The following is a 16,683-nucleotide window of genomic DNA, read 5'->3' as shown; positions in this document are numbered from 1 at the left end:
GGGTTAAGATTCAACCGTTGTTTCCGCTAACCCTTTTATATAATTTAACAATTGATTTTGCTTAAGGCCGCCGCACCCTTGCTCAAGCTGTCAAGTGATTTGGCGAAGCACAGACGCAAGACCGCCAGGTCACGGCCCGTCTCGCAAAAGGCCTGCAAAGGTATGGTGGCCAGGCCATGATGCCTGACCAGATCATAGGCGACATAAAGGCCCGAACCGGTAACGCCAGAGGCGCGCAGGTCGACATTGAGGAAATAGGTGCCCTCAGCCGGCAGCAGATGAAAGCCCGCCTCGGTCAGCAGACGGCTGAGATAGTCACGCTGTCTTTTCAGTTCATCCAGCGCCGTATCGAAACGCGTCTGCGGCAGGCCAAGCCCGAAGGCGACAGCGTGTTGCAAGGCTGGCGGCGTGGCGAAGGTGATGAACTGGTGCGCCCGCGCCACCTGATCGATTAGCGCCTTGTCGGCGACCACGAACCCGACCTTCCAGCCGGTGAGCGAGAAGATCTTGCCGGCCGAACCGATCTTGATCGAGCGCCGCGCCAGGCTCGGGATATGCAGCACGCTGACATGATGACGATCGAACACCACCTGCTCCCACACCTCGTCGCTCAAGACATAAGCGTCAAAACGCTCACAATAGTCAGCCAGTAAAGAGAGTTGTTCAGGCGTAAAACAATGGGTCGTCGGGTTGTTCGGCGTGGTGATCAGCACCAGTTTCGTCCGGCTGGTAAAGACCGCTTTCAGGTCGTCATCGCTGAATTGCCAGTATGGCGGTGAAAGCTGGACGATGCGCGGGATGCCGCCGGCGCGCCGGATCAGTGGCACATAGGCATCGTACATCGGCTCGAACACCACCACCTCATCGCCCGGCGTGATCATGGACAAGATCGTCGCGCAGATGGCCTCGGTAGCGCCGGAGGTAATCAGCACCTGCGTATCGGGATCGAGCTTAAGCCCCTGCTGGCGCTCGTAAAAATCCGCCACAGCCTGTCGCAAAACCGGCAGTCCGCGCATCGGTGCATACTGGTTGGATTGCTCCATAAGTGCGTGCGCGGCAGCTTCACGCACCTCCGGGAAACCGTCGGTTTCGGGAAAACCCTGACCGAGATTGATCGCACCAAGCGTCTTCGCTTCCAGCGACATGATCTCGAAAATACTGACGGGTAAGTCGGCGAAGACAGGGTTCATATCGGGCCTCGGAGGAAGAGAATCGCCTCATCCATAGCATAAGAGGCCCGAAGCCTGGGGAGAAGCTTCGGGCCCTGATTTGAGCGGATAACCTGCGGGAGGGATAAGGACCTCAGGCCTCGACGTTCAAATTCTGTTTTGCGGCCTGCAAGACGGACGGATCGGTCCACGCGGCAATCTGGTGGTGCTCCGGCAGCAAGTGACGGTGTTTCAGCCAGTTCTGCAAATCTTCCATAGCCGCCAGCCGTTCCGGCTCCAGCCCCAGTTTCGCGCTGGCGCCGAGCAGGTCACCATAGGCTGTCGCCGCGTCATCGCTTTCGACCTTGCCCTCGATAGCGGCCTGTTTGATGGCCTCTTTCGGGAAAGCCTCCGCCCAGTGCGCGGCCTCGATCAGGTTGCCAAGCAATCGCGTAACGATATCGGCACGCCCTTCGAGCAGCACGTGATCCACCGTGACGGCGCGCAGTTCGACCAGACCCGCCAGGCGCGGATGGCTGCGGATCTCCTCGGCCGTAAAGCGATGCACCTCTTTCAGATGCGCCGAACGCGCCAGTTCCAGGCCCTTAGCGCCGAACAGGATGGCGACATCGCTCTGGCCGCCGAGCAAGGCCTCAACCTCGCGTCGCGCCACATCGCCAAAGGGCACGCTCGGATGATCGGCCACCACCGGCGCGAACTCGATGTCGGATTTGGTAATACCGGCAACATCGAGCACGGTTTCCCAGGCGCGCAAGGATCGCACCTGCGCCGGCGAAAAATTACCCGCTTCCTTGATCAGGCTAAGGCGACGCCCAACCAGATCGCGCAGACCGTTGATCGCCTGGCCCGGACGCGTCACCACGCTGACCGAGTGATAGGTCTGGCCGATCGCCAGCAGGCGAGAACGTTCGTTCTGACCATGCGCCCATAAGGCGGTGGCGGCGTCGGCTTCGCGGATCAGGTTCGGCAGGCTGTGATCGAGGTGACCCTGCCGCACGCTCGGCGTCGAATTTTCACGCACCGACACCAGGTGAACATTTTCACGCAGGAATTCACGTTGGAAAACGCCGCGGTTAGCCACCAGCCCCATGGCGGTCAGGGTCGGGCAGCGGGCGTACCAGATGAGGGGAGCAGGCCCCGGCTGTTCAGAGGTGTGAAATTTCGACATAGGCAATTACCTTCACTACACGCAATACCATATCAAATCAGTGTTGTTTTGTCGGGCGATGAAATATCGCCCGACAGTTGAGCTAAATTAAACCCTGTCAAAAAAATTTACAGGGTTGACGACACCTTCCACAGGTCGATGCCTCCTTCGGTAGCGAAGGTGTCGATATTGGCCAGTTCGGCCTCAGAGAAGGCGAGATTATCGAGCGATTTCAGCGTGTCGGCCAGTTGCTCGACCGTGCGTGCGCCCACCAGCGCCGAGGTGACGCGCGGATCGCGCAGAACCCAGGCAATCGCCATCTGTGCCAAGGTCTGGCCACGGCTTTCGGCGATCTTGTTAAGCTCGCCAATACGGCGGATATTGTCGTCGGTGATCAGTTTTTGATTGAACGAACCGGCCTTGGCGGCGCGGGCATCGGCCGGCACGCCATGAATGTACTTGTTCGACAACATGCCTTGCGCCAGGGGCGAGAAAGCGATGCAGCCCGTGCCCAGCTCGCCCAACGTATCGAGCAGGCCTTCCTCGATCCAGCGGTTGAGCATCGAATAGGAGGGCTGATGAATGAGCAGCGGCACGCCCTCGCTTTTCAGGATAGCGGCGGCCTGCCGGGTCAGCTCGGGCGAATAGGACGAGATACCGAGATAGAGCGCCTTGCCCTGGCGGTGCAGATGGGCCAGCGCGCCCATGGTTTCTTCCAGAGGCGTTTCCGGATCAACACGGTGCGAATAGAAGATATCGACATAATCGACGCCCATGCGCTTGAGGCTCTGGTCGCAACTGGCGATCAGATATTTGCGCGAACCGCCGACATCGCCATAGGGGCCAGGCCACATATCCCAGCCGGCCTTGGTCGAGATCACCAGTTCATCGCGGTGCGCCTTGAAATCGGTGGCCATCACGCGGCCGAAATTCTCTTCCGCCGAGCCGTAGGGCGGGCCGTAGTTATTGGCGAGATCGAAGTGCGTGATGCCATGGTCAAGGGCGTAGTGCAGAATAGCGCGGCCGGTCTCAAAGACATCGACGCCGCCGAAATTCTGCCACAGGCCCAGCGAAATGGCGGGCAATTTCAGACCCGAACGGCCACAGCGGCGATAGGGCATGGAGGTGTAGCGGTCACTTGCGGCGACATAGGGAACGGGAAAAGCCATGAATTTCAGTCCAGTGCGTTAAGGATTGCGGTGATGCCGATAGTGGCGATGTCCAGATCTTCGACGCCCGACAGGCCGCTGACCGCGACGGCGCCAAGGCATTGCCCCTTGTACATGACCGGCGCGCCGCCGTCCCAACCGACATAGCGCGAATCGCCGTGATAATGAACGTCGGAACCATCCGCCTGAGCGTTACGGCCGAGATCGCCGGAAGGACCACGCACGCGGGCAGCGGTATAGACCTTGTTTTGCGCGATGACGATGGGCGGCAGGGCGCAGCCATCGGTGCGCCACAGGGCCAGCAATTCGCCGTGGCTGTCACCGACCGCCACCACGCCGGCCTTGCCGCGCTTTTTCAGTTCGGCCACGCAGGCATCGATAGCCAGCCGGGCCTCGGCCTCGCCCAGAGTCAGTGTGGTTTGCATGTTCGCTCCCGGTTTTTATATCAACCTGAATAGGGAGCCGCCGGCAGGACTGTCAAGCCAGCCCGTCGACAATCAGTCCTTGATCTCAAAGCCAGTCGAGCAGCCCTTGCAGCTTCCGCAGCCCGAACCGCAGCCGCTATCCGGCGCTTCGACCGGCTGCAGTTTCTGGCCGATGGACTGCACGACCGCCGGCAGATCGGCGCGATTGAGCGCTTTTGAGCCCCTGACCTGGAGATCATGGCTCAGCTTCGGCATCAGCCGACGCAACATCTGCAGGGCGCAGAAGGCGACGATCGCCGTGATGATCACAGCCTGAACGACGGAATAGATCATGTCAGTGCCCCACAAAAAAATGAGTGATCTGATAGGTGATGAAGGCCGCCATATAGGCAAGCACGAAGAGATAACCGGCCGTGACGCCGACCATCTTCCAGGAATTGGTTTCGCGCCTGATGACGGCCAGCGTCGACAGACATTGCGGCGCGAAGACATACCACGCCATCAGCGACAGAGCCGTCGCCAGCGTCCATTGCGACGAGATCAGCGAGCCCAGTTGCGTCGCCACGGTGTCATCGCTACCGGAAATGGCATAGACCGTGCCCAGCGCAGAGACAGCGACTTCGCGTGCCGCTAGGCCCGGTATCAGCGCCACGCAGATCTGCCAGTTGAAACCGATGGGCGCAAAGATCGGCTCGATCCAGTGCCCCACCATGCCGGCAAAGGAATAGTCGATATCCGGCAGGGTGCCGCCTTCGGGCTTACCGGGGAAGGTGCTGGCGACCCACAGGAGGGTATTGACGGTGAAAATGATGCCGGTGATGCGGCGCATGAAGATCATGGCGCGCTCGCCAAGCCCGATAGCCAGGTTCTTGACGTGCGGCAGGCGGTAGGACGGCAGTTCCATAATCAGCGGATGCTCGCTCTTGTCCTTGCGGAACAGGGCGATGACCAGCGACACCATCAGCCCGCTGAAGATGCCGGTGATATACATGGCGAAGAGCACCAGCCCCTGGAAGCTCAGGAAGCCGAACACCTTAGTATTGGGCAGGAAGGCGCCGATCAGCAGGGCATAGACCGGCAGGCGCGCCGAACAGGTCATCAGCGGCGCGATCATGATCGTGGTGATGCGGTCACGGATATCGTGGATCGACCGCGTGGCCATGACGCCCGGAATGGCGCAGGCATGGCTGGATAGCAGAGGGATGAACGAGCGCCCGGTCAGGCCGGCCTTCGACATCAGGTTATCGAGCAGGAAGGCAGCGCGCGGCAGATAGCCCAACTCTTCAAGGATCAGGATGAAGAAGAACAGGATGATGATCTGCGGCAGGAAGACAATGACAGAGCCCAGGCCGCCGATCAGGGCGTCGGCGATGAAGCTTTTCAGCAGACCGTCGGGCAGGGTTTGCGTCACCACGCCGCCGAGCCACGCCATGCTGGCTTCGATGGCGTCCATCGCCGGCGTCGCCCAGGTGAACACCGCCTGGAAAACGACGAACATGATGACCATCAGGATCGGAATGCCGAGTAAGGGGTTGAGCAGGATGCCGTCGAGCCGGTCATCGATCAGCGATGTCCGTTGCGGCATGACGACGGCGGCATTCAGGATACGACGGACATCACCGTGGAGATCGCCCGTCTCGCGGATATCCGGCACATGCGGCGCGACGTTAGCATCGAGATGCGCCACCAGATCTGCCGTGCCATTGGCTTTCACAGCTACGGTTTCGATCACCCGGACGCCGAGTTCGGCCTCTAATTTGGCAGTGTCGATGGTGATGCCGCGCTTGCGGGCCGCATCCATCATGTTGAGCGCCAGAATCATCGGCCGGCCAAGGCGCTTGACCTCCATCACAAAGCGCAGGTGCAGACGCAGGTTGGTGGCGTCGGCCACGCACACGATCAGGTCCGGCATGGTCTCGCCTTCGCGGCGGCCAAGGCAGATATCGCGGGTGATGATTTCGTCCGGCCCCATGGCCTCCAGGCTGTAGGTGCCCGGCAGATCGAGCACCTGCACCTTGCGGCCAGACGGCGCAATGAAATGGCCCTCCTTGCGCTCGACGGTGACGCCCGCATAGTTGGCCACCTTCTGACGGGCGCCGGTAAGCTGATTGAAAAGAGCCGTCTTCCCGCAGTTCGGGTTGCCGACAAGAGCGATCGTGAGCGTATCCATTCTAGGCGGCCTGCTCAACCATGACGCGGGCGGCTTCCGAACGGCGCAGGGCGAAGCGCGTAAAGCCGATCTGGATCAGCAGCGGATCGGCGCCGATGGGTCCGCGGCCCACCACACGCACCGGCTCGCCATCGACGAAACCCAATTCACGCAAGCGGTTGCTAATCAGATCCCCATCATGGGTATCGATCACGCCGGTCACCAGGCCGGGGGCAAAAGCGGGCAGTTCAGTCAATTTCATAAGCGTCACTCACACGGTTGCGAATGACTATCATTTATGGGCATGGCAGGTCAAGCGACTGCGTTCTATTCTCAGGGCTTGCGGCCATTTGCCACGCGAAAAATCTTAGGGAAAGAGGAAGCTCGTCGTGGCATCGACGATCTTTTGCAGATCCGCACGGCTGGCGCCGGCGCGGGCGCGTACGGCCAGGCTGGATGTCAGCGAGGTAATCATCTGCGACATCACCTTAGGGTCCTGATTGGAGCCGATATGGCCCAGTTCCTGCGCCTTAGTGAAGAAGCGCTCGAAGCGCAAATCGAATTCCTCGATCGTGCCCTGCAACACGCTCATGATCGATTCATGGCGTGGCGCTTCATTGAGCGCCGTACACATGAAGGCGCACCCCAGGCATTCCTCGGTTTCCCCCGTGTAGGAGCCGATCATGATATCGAAATAGCGGTTGATGATATCCCGCAGCGCACCATCGTTACCCGTACATTGCAGCACGACATCAAGCTGGCGGCTGATGTTGTTGCGATAGCGCTCCATGGCCTTGAGATAGAGCGCTTCCTTGTCACCAAACGTGGCGGCGAGGCTGGGCCGGCTGACCCCGGTGGCGGCGGAAATGTCATCGAGCGAGGTGTTGGCGAAGCCGCGCATCCAGAACATTTCCAGCACGGTTTCCAGCACCACATCGGGATCGAAGGCGCGCGGTCGGCCACGCTTGCGCACACCGGCGCAGGCTTCCGCATCCACGGCCTGTCCGCCGCACACCGCATCAGGCAGCTCGAACGTTTTCAGATCATCCATCACGGCACGCTACTCCCAAACCAAAACTGTTCTGACCTAAATGTGCCAAACCTAAAAGTGTCAGTTGCCAGTTTTTGGCACAAGTCCAGACTAATCCTCTTTAGGCGCACGGGCCACCCTAAAAAATCTATACGGATATAAGGTTTTCCGCTCTCGTTTGAGGGGTATAACATATTTATTTGCGATGTCGCATAAAAATATGTTTACAAAATGACATCGCCGGACTATTTAAATGCGACGCCGCATTAAATTAGGTTTTTGTGCCGAGATCACAAGCCCTCATTCGCCACCCATGCAGCCAAGTTAAGTGTACCTCCCCCTCTCCTTCCTTTCTCCCCAAAGGATCTTTGTTATGTTCGACCCCATCGTCTCTTCCATCAAGCTTGAACGCTACCGTAAGGCGCTCGTCGTGGCCGCCGTCTCTTTGAGCGTTCTCGCCGTCGCCGGTATCGGCACCGCCCTCACCACCCAGGCCGCGTCACAAGCCGCCGCCCCCGCCGCCACACCCGTTACGGTTGCGGTGGTCGCCACGCAAAACGTCAGCGTCTGGGATGATTTCTCCGGCCACCTCGAAGCCGTTGACCGCGTGGAAATCCGCCCGCGCGTCGCCGGCGCCGTCAAGGCCATCCACTTCCGCGAAGGCGCGCTGGTCAAGGCGGGCGAACTGCTCGTCACCATCGACCCGGCCACCTATCAGGCCGAAGCCGCCCGCGCCCAGGCCGATGTCTCCGCCGCCACCGCCCGCCTGACCCTGGCCACCTCCGAACAGGCTCGTGCTCAGCGTCTGTGGAACGACCATGCCATCGCGCAGTCGGAGCTGGAAAGCCGCACCAACGATCTGAAAGCCGCCGAGGCCAATCTGGCTGCGGCCCGCGCCTCGTTGCAATCGGCCAATCTGAACCTGAGCTATACGCAGGTGCGTGCCCCGGTTTCGGGTCGTGTCGGTCGCATCGAAGTCACGGTCGGCAACCTCGTCGCCGCCGGCCCGCAAGCCCAAATGCTGACCACGCTCGTTTCGGTCAGCCCTATCTATGCCAGCTTCGACGCCGATGAAACGGTCATCAACCGCACCATCGCTGACCTCGGCACCGCCTCGCTCGAAACCATCCCGGTAACCGTCGAGACGGATAATGGTGCGCCGATCGACGGCCATCTGCAACTGATCGACAACCAGTTCGATGGCACCAGCGGCACTCTCCGCGCCCGCGCCGTATTCCAGAATACCGAAGGCAAGCTCATCCCCGGCCAGTTCGTCCGTGTCCGCATGGGCGCGGCGCAAACCAAGCCGGCCGTGCTGGTCTCTGAACTCGCCCTTGGCACCGATCAGAGCAAGCGCTTCGTCTATGTGGTGGGCGCCGATCACAAGGTCGCCTATCGTGAAGTGACGCTCGGCGGTACGGCCAACGGCCTGCGCATCGTCACCACCGGTTTGAAGGATGGTGATCGCGTCGTGGTCAGCGGCATCCAGCACGTTGGTCCAGGCTCGGTCGTAACCGAGACCGTCGCCGCCATGGACGCAAAAGCCAAGCCTGAAGCTTAAACCTGCTTAAGTAAGATACCTACCACCACGCCCTTTGGGCGCGGTCCCCCTCCCCAAAACCAAGAGGTTTCAGGGAGGTATGAACTCCCTGCCATTCCAAATACCTCCCTGAATTTCGCAGAAATTTGGGGAGGGGGACCGCGCGAGCTTGCTCGCGGGGTGGTGGGGCGTCTTGCTTTAAATTCCTCCGCCAGTTCCATTTTCGCCCGCACAAAGGGGCCACCCAAATGAACCTCTCCAAATTCTTTATCGACAGGCCGATCTTCGCCGGCGTCCTGTCCCTGCTGATCCTCGTGGCAGGCCTGCTTAGCTTGCGCGTTCTGCCCGTTTCCGAATATCCGGAAGTCGTGCCGCCGCAGGTCGTGGTCCACGCCGCCTATCCCGGCGCCTCGCCCGCCGTCATCGCCGAAACCGTCGCCGCCCCTATCGAAGAAGCGGTCAACGGCGTCGAAAACATGCTCTACATGTCGTCTCAGGCGACAGCCGACGGCCAGATGACCCTCACCGTCACCTTCAAGCTCGGCACCAATGCCGACCTGGCGCAACAGATGGTGCAGAACCGTGTGTCTCAGGCCGAGGCCCGCTTGCCGGCCGACGTCCGCGCGCTCGGCATCACCACGCAGAAATCGCAATCGTCGCTGCCGCTGGTCGTCCACATCACCTCGCCCAACGGCCGCTATGACGTCACCTACCTGCGCAACTATGCCCTGCTGCACATCAAGGACCGCCTGCAAGCCATCAAGGGCGTGGGCCCGATCCAGATGTTTGGTGGTGGTGATTACGCCATGCGTGTCTGGCTCGATCCGCAAAAGGTCGCCGAGCGCGGCATGTCGCCCTCAGATGTCGCCGACGCCATCCGTTCGGAAAACGTCCAGGCCGCCGCCGGCACCATCGGCGGTTCGCCCGGCCTGCCCGGCGTCGCCCTGACCCTCTCGGTCAATGCGCAAGGCCGCCTATCCTCCGAGGAAGACTTCCGCAACATCATCGTCAAGACCGGCGCTGACGGCGCGGTGACCCGTTTGGGTGATATCGCCCGCGTCGAAATGGGCGCTTCGGATTACGCCCTGCGTTCGCTGCTCGATAACCAGAACGCCGTAGGTATCCCGATCTTTGAGACCGCCGGTGCCAACTCGCTCCAGCTCTCCAAGGAGGTCCACGAGACCATGGAGACGCTGAAGAAGGCCATGCCCGAAGGCGTCAGCTACACCATCGCCTACGACACCTCCGAATACGTCCACGAATTGATCGAACTCGGTCATCCATACCCTGCTGGAAGCCATCATCCTCGTCGTGATCGTGGTCATTTTGTTCCTCCAGACCTGGCGCGCCTCGATCATTCCGCTGCTCGCCGTGCCCGTCTCGGTCATCGGTACCTTCGCGGTGATGCACCTTTTCGGCTTCACCATCAACGCCCTCACCCTGTTCGGTCTCGTTCTGGCCATCGGGATCGTGGTCGATGACGCCATCGTCGTCGTCGAAAACGTCGAGCGCAATATCGAAGCCGGCAAGAGCCCGCGCCAGGCCACCTATCAGGCCATGCGCGAAGTCTCCGGCCCGATCATCGCCATCGCGCTCGTCCTCGTCGCGGTCTTCGTGCCGCTGGCCTTCATCACCGGCCTTTCCGGCCAGTTCTATCGCCAGTTTTCGCTGACCATCGCCATTTCGACCGTCATCTCGGCCGTCAACTCCCTGACGCTTTCTCCAGCTCTGGCAGCCCTGCTCCTCAAGGGCCACGATTCCCCCAAGGATGGACTGACCCGCTTTATGGACAAGTGGCTGGGCGGCTTCTTTGGCGCCTTCAACCGCACCTTCAAAAAGTCGTCGGAATCCTATGGTAAAAGCGTCGGCAAGATCGCCAGCCGCAAGGGTCTCATGCTCGGCCTCTATGCCGGTCTCGCCGGCCTGGCCTTCCTGATGTTCCAGGTCGTACCCGGCGGCTTTATCCCGCAGCAGGACAAGGCCTACCTCGTCGGCATGGTCAAACTGCCCGATGGCGCCACGCTTGACCGCACCGAAGCCGTTGCCCGCAAGGTGTCGGAAATTGCCGGCAAGGAACCGGGCGTCGCCCATGCCCTCGCCTTCCCCGGCATGTCGATCAATGGCTTCACCATCGCCTCCAACGAAGCGGTCGTCTTCATGCCGCTGAAACCCTTCGCTGAACGCAAAGGGGCTGCTCTGAGTGCCGGCGCCATCGCCGGTTCACTGAACGCCAAACTCGGCGGCATTCAGGAAGGCTATTCGGTCATGTTCCCGCCACCGCCACTGCTTGGCCTCGGCACCACCGGCGGCTTCAAGCTCCAGCTCGAAGACCGCGCTGGTCTCGGCTACCAGAAGCTTGACGAAGCCACCAAGGCCTTCGTCGCCAAGGCGGCGCAAACCGAGGAACTGGCCGGCGTCTTCTCGGGCTATAACGTCAACACGCCGCAGCTTTACGCCGATATCGACCGCACCCGCGCCCGCCAGTTGGGCGTCTCGGTCAGCGATATCTTCTCGACCATGCAGATCTATCTCGGTTCGCAATATGTCAACGACTTCAACCGCTTCGGCCGCACCTACAGCGTCCGTGTGCAGGCTGACGCACCCTATCGCGCCCAGTCCGAAGATATCGGCAAGCTGAAGGTCCGCTCGAACACCGGCGAAATGGTGCCCCTGGCCGCCGTGCTGAAGGTCGACCCGACCTCCGGACCGGTCACCGCCAGCCGCTACAACGGCTACCTGTCCGCCGACATCTCCGGCGGTCCGGCACCCGGCTTCTCGTCCGGACAGGCCCAGGACGCCGTCAAGCGCATCGCCGCCGAGACCCTGCCCGCCGGCATCGAGTATGAATGGACCGAACTGACCTATCAGCAGATCCTGGCCGGCAACTCGTCGTCGCTCGTCTTCCCGCTGGTTATCCTGCTCGTCTTCCTCGTGCTCGCCGCCCAGTATGAAAGCGTCGTCCTGCCGATCTCGATCATCATGATCGTGCCAATGGGTCTGCTCTCCGCCATGGTCGGTGTGTGGATTTCCCATGGCGACAACAACATCTTCACCCAGATCGGTCTGTTCGTTCTGGTGGGGCTGTCAGCGAAAAACGCCATCCTGATCGTCGAATTCGCCCGCGAACTCGAACTGACAGGGCTCAATCCGCTGGAGGCCGCCATTCGTGCCAGCCGCCTGCGTCTGCGCCCGATCCTGATGACCTCGATCGCCTTCATCATGGGCGTGCTGCCCCTGGTGCTCAGCCACGGCGCCGGTTCGGAAATGCGTCACGCCATGGGGATCGCCGTCTTCTCCGGCATGATCGGGGCCACCATTATCGGCCTCTTCATGACCCCCTTCTTCTACGTGCTGCTGCGCGCCATGTCCGGCAACCGTCCTCTGAAGTCGCACACCTCCACCTTGGCCGGCGAAGACGACCACGACGACCTGCCGCCACCCGTTCAGCCCGCTCCCGCCAAGCTTAAACCGGAGGCTTTCTAATGAGCCGCTTCTTTATCCCCCTCACCTTCGCAGCCGCTCTTTTGAGCGGCTGCGCCACCGCCCCGCTACAACAGGCTTCCTTCGAGACGCCCGCGGCTTTCAAGGGCGCAACCACCACCAGCCTTGCACCCGCGGCTCCGCAAACGGCGCAGACCTGGTGGCTGGTCTTCAACGACGACGTGCTCAACACTCTGATGTCGCGCGCCATGGAGAAGAACAACGACATCAAGGTCGCCTATGGCCGTCTTGATCAGGCGCAAGCCCTGCTCGGCGCCTCGAAAGCCGATCTGTGGCCGCAACTCGGCGCCGGTTATCAGGTCATCCACGGCGCCAACACCAGCGAGATCGGCACCGGCTCGCAAAAGCCGGCCACCGGTCACGCCATCGGCGCCACACTGTCGTATGAGGTCGATCTGTTCGGCCGCATCCGCAACGCCGCCAAGGCCGCCGATTTCGATGCCAAGTCGAGCCAGGCCCTGCTGCTCGATACGCAGTTACTGATCCAGTCGCACGTCGCCCAGAGCTACTTCGCCCTGCGCGCGCTCGATGAGGACCGTGCCATTGTGCGCGACACGCTGGAAGCCTATCGCGGTAGCTTGTCGGTGACGACCCGCCGCTTTGAGGAAGGTGATGTCGCCGAACTCGACGTCGCCCGTTTGGAAACCGAGGTGGCCTCCACCGAAGCCGCGGGCGCTGCGCTCGACCAGCAACGCGCCCAACTGGCCCATGCGCTGGCTGTGCTGCTCGGTGAACCCGCCAGCACCTTCGACCTGACCTCGGCTTCCTGGGCATCGCAACCCTGGGCCAGTTCCGTGCCGGTCATCCCGGCCGGCCTGCCCGCCAAACTGATCGAAGACCGCCCGGACATCATCGCGGCGGAAGCTTCGCTCTATGCGGCACAACGCCGTGTCGGCATCGCCAAGGCAGCGTGGTTCCCCACTCTTAGCCTGACCGCCAATGGCGGCTATGCCGCCGGTGATGCCGACAATCTGTTTGAAGACGTGGCGAGGAACTGGTCGCTGGCCAGTATCCTGAGCCAGGCCATCTTCGATGGCGGCCGTCGCAACGCCAATATCGATTACAGCAAAGCCGGGCTTGATATCGCCTTCGCCGGTTATCAGCAATCTGTGCTGGCGGCCTTTGCCGATGTCGAGGATCAGTTATCGGATATCAACTATCTGAAACAGCAGCAGACTGCGCAGGATCAGGCGGTTGCGGCCGCCACCCGAGCCATGGCCATGTCCCAATCACGCTACACCAATGGCTCATCATCTCAACTTGAGGTTCTGGATGCCCAGCGGCAATTGCTGGCGATCCGCCGGCAGGCCCTGCGCGTTCGGGCTTCACAGTATCAGTCGACGGTCGGTCTGATCCGGGCGCTCGGCGGAGGTTGGACCACCTGACCTGGCGGACAGGCTGGTTCCTCGCAGGCGCGTTACCGAAAGTGTGGCGCGCCTGTTTTTTTAGGCTTGGGAGAGATTAGCTGCGATAGATCGGACGACGGCGGCGCGAATGGCGCGTACTCGGTCGGGGCAGTTGCAGAGCCCATGCCAAAACGTCAAGCAAAGACCAGATCGGGGCCGTGATGGGGAACAGCAGAATTTTTACAATTGAATTGCGTTTCGCCAGAATGGTTCATCCTTATCCAAGTGTTAAAAAACCACATAATTTATTGCACCGTAATATGCAGTCATTGAGGCCGAAAAATGAATTTTGCAATCCTTCTGAGCTCTATTTTATACGAGGCCGGTAAAAAACGACGCAAAAATGCAACGCTTATGACCCTTTTTGCGCTAAAATGGCTGAATTAAACCCCTAAACGGAGCCTGCCATGATTCGCCATATCGTCCCGTTCCGTCTCAAACACGCACCCAACTCTGACGAAGAAGCCGACTTCCTGAGCGCCAACCGCAAACTGGCCGATATTCCTGGCGTGCAGGCGTTTGAGCTGTCTCGCCAGGTCAGTCAGAAAAACGCCTTCACCTTCTGCGTCTCGATGGCCTTCAAGGATCAGGCGGCCTATGACGCCTATAATATCCACCCGGCTCATGTCGATTTCGTCCAGACCCGCTGGATACCTGAAGTCGCCGATTTCATGGAAATCGATTTGATCTAACGTCTGATTTAATCACTCAATTGAAATTATTCAATAAAAAACAAGCCAATAAGTAAAGGATCTAGGGCTTGTGCCCCTGGCGCACCCAAGAGGATTCGAACCTCTGACCTCTGCCTTCGGAGAGGTTAATTCAGGTCAAAACCTATCCGCATTCGTCCGTCACTATCCATACAAATCAATAGGTTACTAATTTCAGTCCATACTTGTATCGCGGCATCCGGGGGCATATATTTGACGAATATTTGACAAGTTTTAGGTACGGATATGCCAAAAACTCTACAAGAGTCACCCGTTACCACCCGTGCATCACGTATGCAGTTGACCGAGGGCCTCCACTGGCGTCAGCTTGATCCGGACACACATCTTGGCTACCGAAAAGGAAAACGCGGGGGGCGCTGGCTATTGCGCTATTACGTCGGTAGTGGCACCTACAGGCAACAAACAATAGGTACGGCCGATGATATCATTTCTGAGGGCACTTTTACCTACGATGAGGCTTGCCGTTTGGCACGGCGAAAGGTCATTGAAGCACGCCAATTAGTTGCCATTCAAGCCGCAGGGCCGGTGCCAACAGTTAAAACCGCTATTGCTTCATACATCGAACGTTGCAATGCTCGCGCGTCGGCCATAGCAGGTCGACCGATTAGGTCGGGCGCGGCCGGCCGTCTGTCTATGTACGTGTTAGCAAATAGTGAATTATCAGACACGCCCCTGCATCAACTAAGCGACGGTTCCTTAAGAAACTGGCTGAAGAGCCTGAACTGTAAAAGCGGGGCCACTCGCAAACGTATTTCGAATGATTTTCGAGCCGCACTCAACTCAGCGGCTGACGAAGGACGAAGAGTACTTCCTGCTGATCTTCCTGTTACAATCAAGCACGGCTTCAGATATTCAGAAGAAGACGCGGTCGCGCTAACCCAGTCAAGCTCTAAGGGAAACCAAATTCTTAGCGATAAGGAAGTGCGGTGGATTATTGAAGCGGCGAAGCAAACTGATTTTGACGGCGGATGGGAAGGCGATCTCTTGCGCATGATCTTATTGCTTGGGGCGACAGGCGCAAGATTTAGCCAAGTCCGACGAATTCGAGTTCAAGACGTTCAAATAATAGCCTCTCGAATAATGATCCCCTCAAGTGCAAAAGGGCGAAAACGCGACGCGCGATATATTCCCGTACCTTTAGGTGCCGATGTACTGGCGGCCCTCCAACCGGTTATGCGAGACCGTGACAAGATGGCGCCTCTACTGGAGAAGTGGCACAACGTCCAAATCGGTCCGGGGAAATGGCGTAAATCGGAGCGCCGGGCTTGGCGGGCATCCTACGAGATTACAAAGCCTTTCAAAGCAATCGCTGAAATTGCAGGTTTATCGGGGCGGACTGCTTATTGCCTGCGTCATTCGTCGATCGTTCGTCACCTTCGCATAGGGACCCCGATACGTCTGGTCGCCGCTTTGCATGATACAAGCGTCGAGATGATCGAAAGACACTACAGTTACTGGATTGCAGACGGTTTGGAGGATATCGCGGCGCGGGCTGTCGTGCCGCTGATATCATTTGGTGCAATTGACACACGGTTTGAGTAAGCGAAGGCCGTCTACAGCTTTCATGTGACCCGCCACACATCTTTTCAGGCCTCACCTCGCGCACGGCGCCGAAGTGACAGGCGCCTAACCGATTACCTTTGCGCAGCGCACAAAATGTGGTAATTTGACACCTCAATGAAAATGGAACGAAAAAGGTACGTAGTGAAGGCAAGATAAAGGCTCAACTCCCGTTTCGCGTAAGTCTTTGTCTGCACATCGCTTTTAAGGATTTACCGAAAAAACCAGGAGTTATTTCGCTGTAATTCGTTGTTTTTATAAATTATTTGACTTTTTGCGCGACGCACAAAAAATGTCTCACGAAAGAGCCTCTTGGCAGGTCCCAGGCCTATGGTTGGCCGGGCCGGCAAGAGCCCACAGAACGCGATGTTTCCGCCCCCCAATCCAATTTCTTAGGGTCTCGCTAGGCGCGCCGCCTGACCTCATTTGGCGTTGCGTGACCCTCCTAGGCCTTTCAGCGAAACCGGCTTGGCATGGTATTTTTTGGTCTGGAGGGCTTCCCCATGCCAGATACCAACGACAAGATTTCATACCGCATAGACGAGGCTGTGAGGGCGTCAGGCCTGGGCCGGTCATTCCTTTACGAACGGATCGCCGAAGGGGCCTTGCGGTCGGTGAAGGTTGGCGGGCGGCGACTGATCATGCGCCGTGACCTGTTGGAGTTTATCGACGGCGGGAATTCAGTGAGACTGCCCGCCCCGCCAGCGCCCGCGATTGTGCCGACGACGAAGCCCGACCCCAACGGGCTTCCACAATGGACGCAGCTCGAATTGCCATTGAAGAAGCGTAGGTAGGCCTCACTTGTAATAGGTCCGCCGCAAAAGCGGTAGCCCACGCCCGGCAGCGGTGCTAAACT

At 59.5% G+C, this 16,683-nt stretch carries 13 protein-coding genes and 1 pseudogene; 6 read left to right on the top strand and 8 right to left on the bottom strand.

Annotated elements, in window-relative coordinates:
* Positions 1 to 44: 44 nt before the first annotated feature.
* The 8 genes from ABQ278_RS02650 to ABQ278_RS02615 form a co-directional block, all read right to left on the bottom strand.
* Positions 45 to 1,190: an aminotransferase gene (locus ABQ278_RS02650; protein WP_349321078.1), complete on the bottom strand. Its 1,146-nt coding sequence runs from the start codon at positions 1,188 to 1,190 to the stop codon at positions 45 to 47.
* Between the two features lie 112 nt (positions 1,191 to 1,302).
* A complete protein-coding gene (locus ABQ278_RS02645; RefSeq protein WP_349321077.1) occupies positions 1,303 to 2,337 on the bottom strand; it encodes an ABC transporter substrate-binding protein in 1,035 nt (344 codons plus the stop codon).
* 107 nt (positions 2,338 to 2,444) lie between these two features.
* Entirely contained in the window at positions 2,445 to 3,485 is a 1,041-nt protein-coding gene (gene mgrA / locus ABQ278_RS02640; RefSeq protein WP_349321076.1) for an L-glyceraldehyde 3-phosphate reductase, read from the bottom strand.
* A 5-nt stretch (positions 3,486 to 3,490) separates the two neighbouring features.
* Complete coding sequence (locus ABQ278_RS02635) at positions 3,491 to 3,910, bottom strand: heme-binding protein (protein ID WP_349321075.1); 420 nt, start codon at positions 3,908 to 3,910, stop codon at positions 3,491 to 3,493.
* Between the two features lie 72 nt (positions 3,911 to 3,982).
* On the bottom strand, positions 3,983 to 4,243 hold the full coding sequence (locus ABQ278_RS02630) for a DUF6587 family protein (RefSeq protein WP_349321074.1): 261 nt from the start codon (positions 4,241 to 4,243) through the stop codon (positions 3,983 to 3,985).
* Position 4,244: 1 nt separating this feature from the next.
* On the bottom strand, positions 4,245 to 6,080 hold the full coding sequence (locus ABQ278_RS02625) for a ferrous iron transporter B (RefSeq protein WP_349321073.1): 1,836 nt from the start codon (positions 6,078 to 6,080) through the stop codon (positions 4,245 to 4,247).
* A 1-nt stretch (position 6,081) separates the two neighbouring features.
* A complete protein-coding gene (locus ABQ278_RS02620) occupies positions 6,082 to 6,321 on the bottom strand; it encodes a FeoA family protein (protein ID WP_018082506.1) in 240 nt (79 codons plus the stop codon).
* 105 nt (positions 6,322 to 6,426) lie between these two features.
* Complete coding sequence (locus tag ABQ278_RS02615) at positions 6,427 to 7,110, bottom strand: TetR/AcrR family transcriptional regulator (protein ID WP_349321072.1); 684 nt, start codon at positions 7,108 to 7,110, stop codon at positions 6,427 to 6,429.
* A 352-nt stretch (positions 7,111 to 7,462) separates the two neighbouring features.
* Between ABQ278_RS02615 and ABQ278_RS02610 the strand changes: the two genes are divergently transcribed.
* The 6 genes and pseudogenes from ABQ278_RS02610 to ABQ278_RS02585 all read left to right on the top strand — a co-directional run bounded on the left by ABQ278_RS02610 (position 7,463) and on the right by ABQ278_RS02585 (position 16,621).
* Positions 7,463 to 8,650 (top strand): efflux RND transporter periplasmic adaptor subunit, encoded by a 1,188-nt coding sequence (locus ABQ278_RS02610; protein WP_349321071.1) that lies wholly within the window; start codon positions 7,463 to 7,465, stop codon positions 8,648 to 8,650.
* 227 nt (positions 8,651 to 8,877) lie between these two features.
* A pseudogene (locus ABQ278_RS02605) lies at positions 8,878 to 12,112 on the top strand (multidrug efflux RND transporter permease subunit).
* A complete protein-coding gene (locus ABQ278_RS02600; protein WP_349321070.1) occupies positions 12,112 to 13,515 on the top strand; it encodes an efflux transporter outer membrane subunit in 1,404 nt (467 codons plus the stop codon). Before ABQ278_RS02605 ends, ABQ278_RS02600 begins: the two are co-directional and overlap by 1 nt.
* Before the next feature lie 428 nt (positions 13,516 to 13,943).
* Entirely contained in the window at positions 13,944 to 14,228 is a 285-nt protein-coding gene (locus ABQ278_RS02595; protein WP_349321069.1) for a Dabb family protein, read from the top strand.
* A gap of 312 nt (positions 14,229 to 14,540) precedes the next feature.
* Entirely contained in the window at positions 14,541 to 15,809 is a 1,269-nt protein-coding gene (locus ABQ278_RS02590) for a tyrosine-type recombinase/integrase (protein ID WP_349321068.1), read from the top strand.
* Positions 15,810 to 16,330: 521 nt separating this feature from the next.
* Positions 16,331 to 16,621 carry an excisionase family DNA-binding protein gene (locus tag ABQ278_RS02585; RefSeq protein ID WP_349321067.1) on the top strand — a complete coding sequence of 97 codons (291 nt, stop codon included), beginning with the start codon at positions 16,331 to 16,333 and terminating at the stop codon, positions 16,619 to 16,621.
* The last annotated feature ends 62 nt before the right edge of the window (positions 16,622 to 16,683 follow it).

Origin of the sequence: Asticcacaulis sp. MM231, from assembly GCF_964186625.1 — a bacterium.
Classification (GTDB): Bacteria; Pseudomonadota; Alphaproteobacteria; order Caulobacterales; family Caulobacteraceae; genus Asticcacaulis.
The sequence above is the reverse complement of the archived record's forward strand: the minus strand, read 5'-3'. Positions and strand labels throughout refer to the sequence as shown.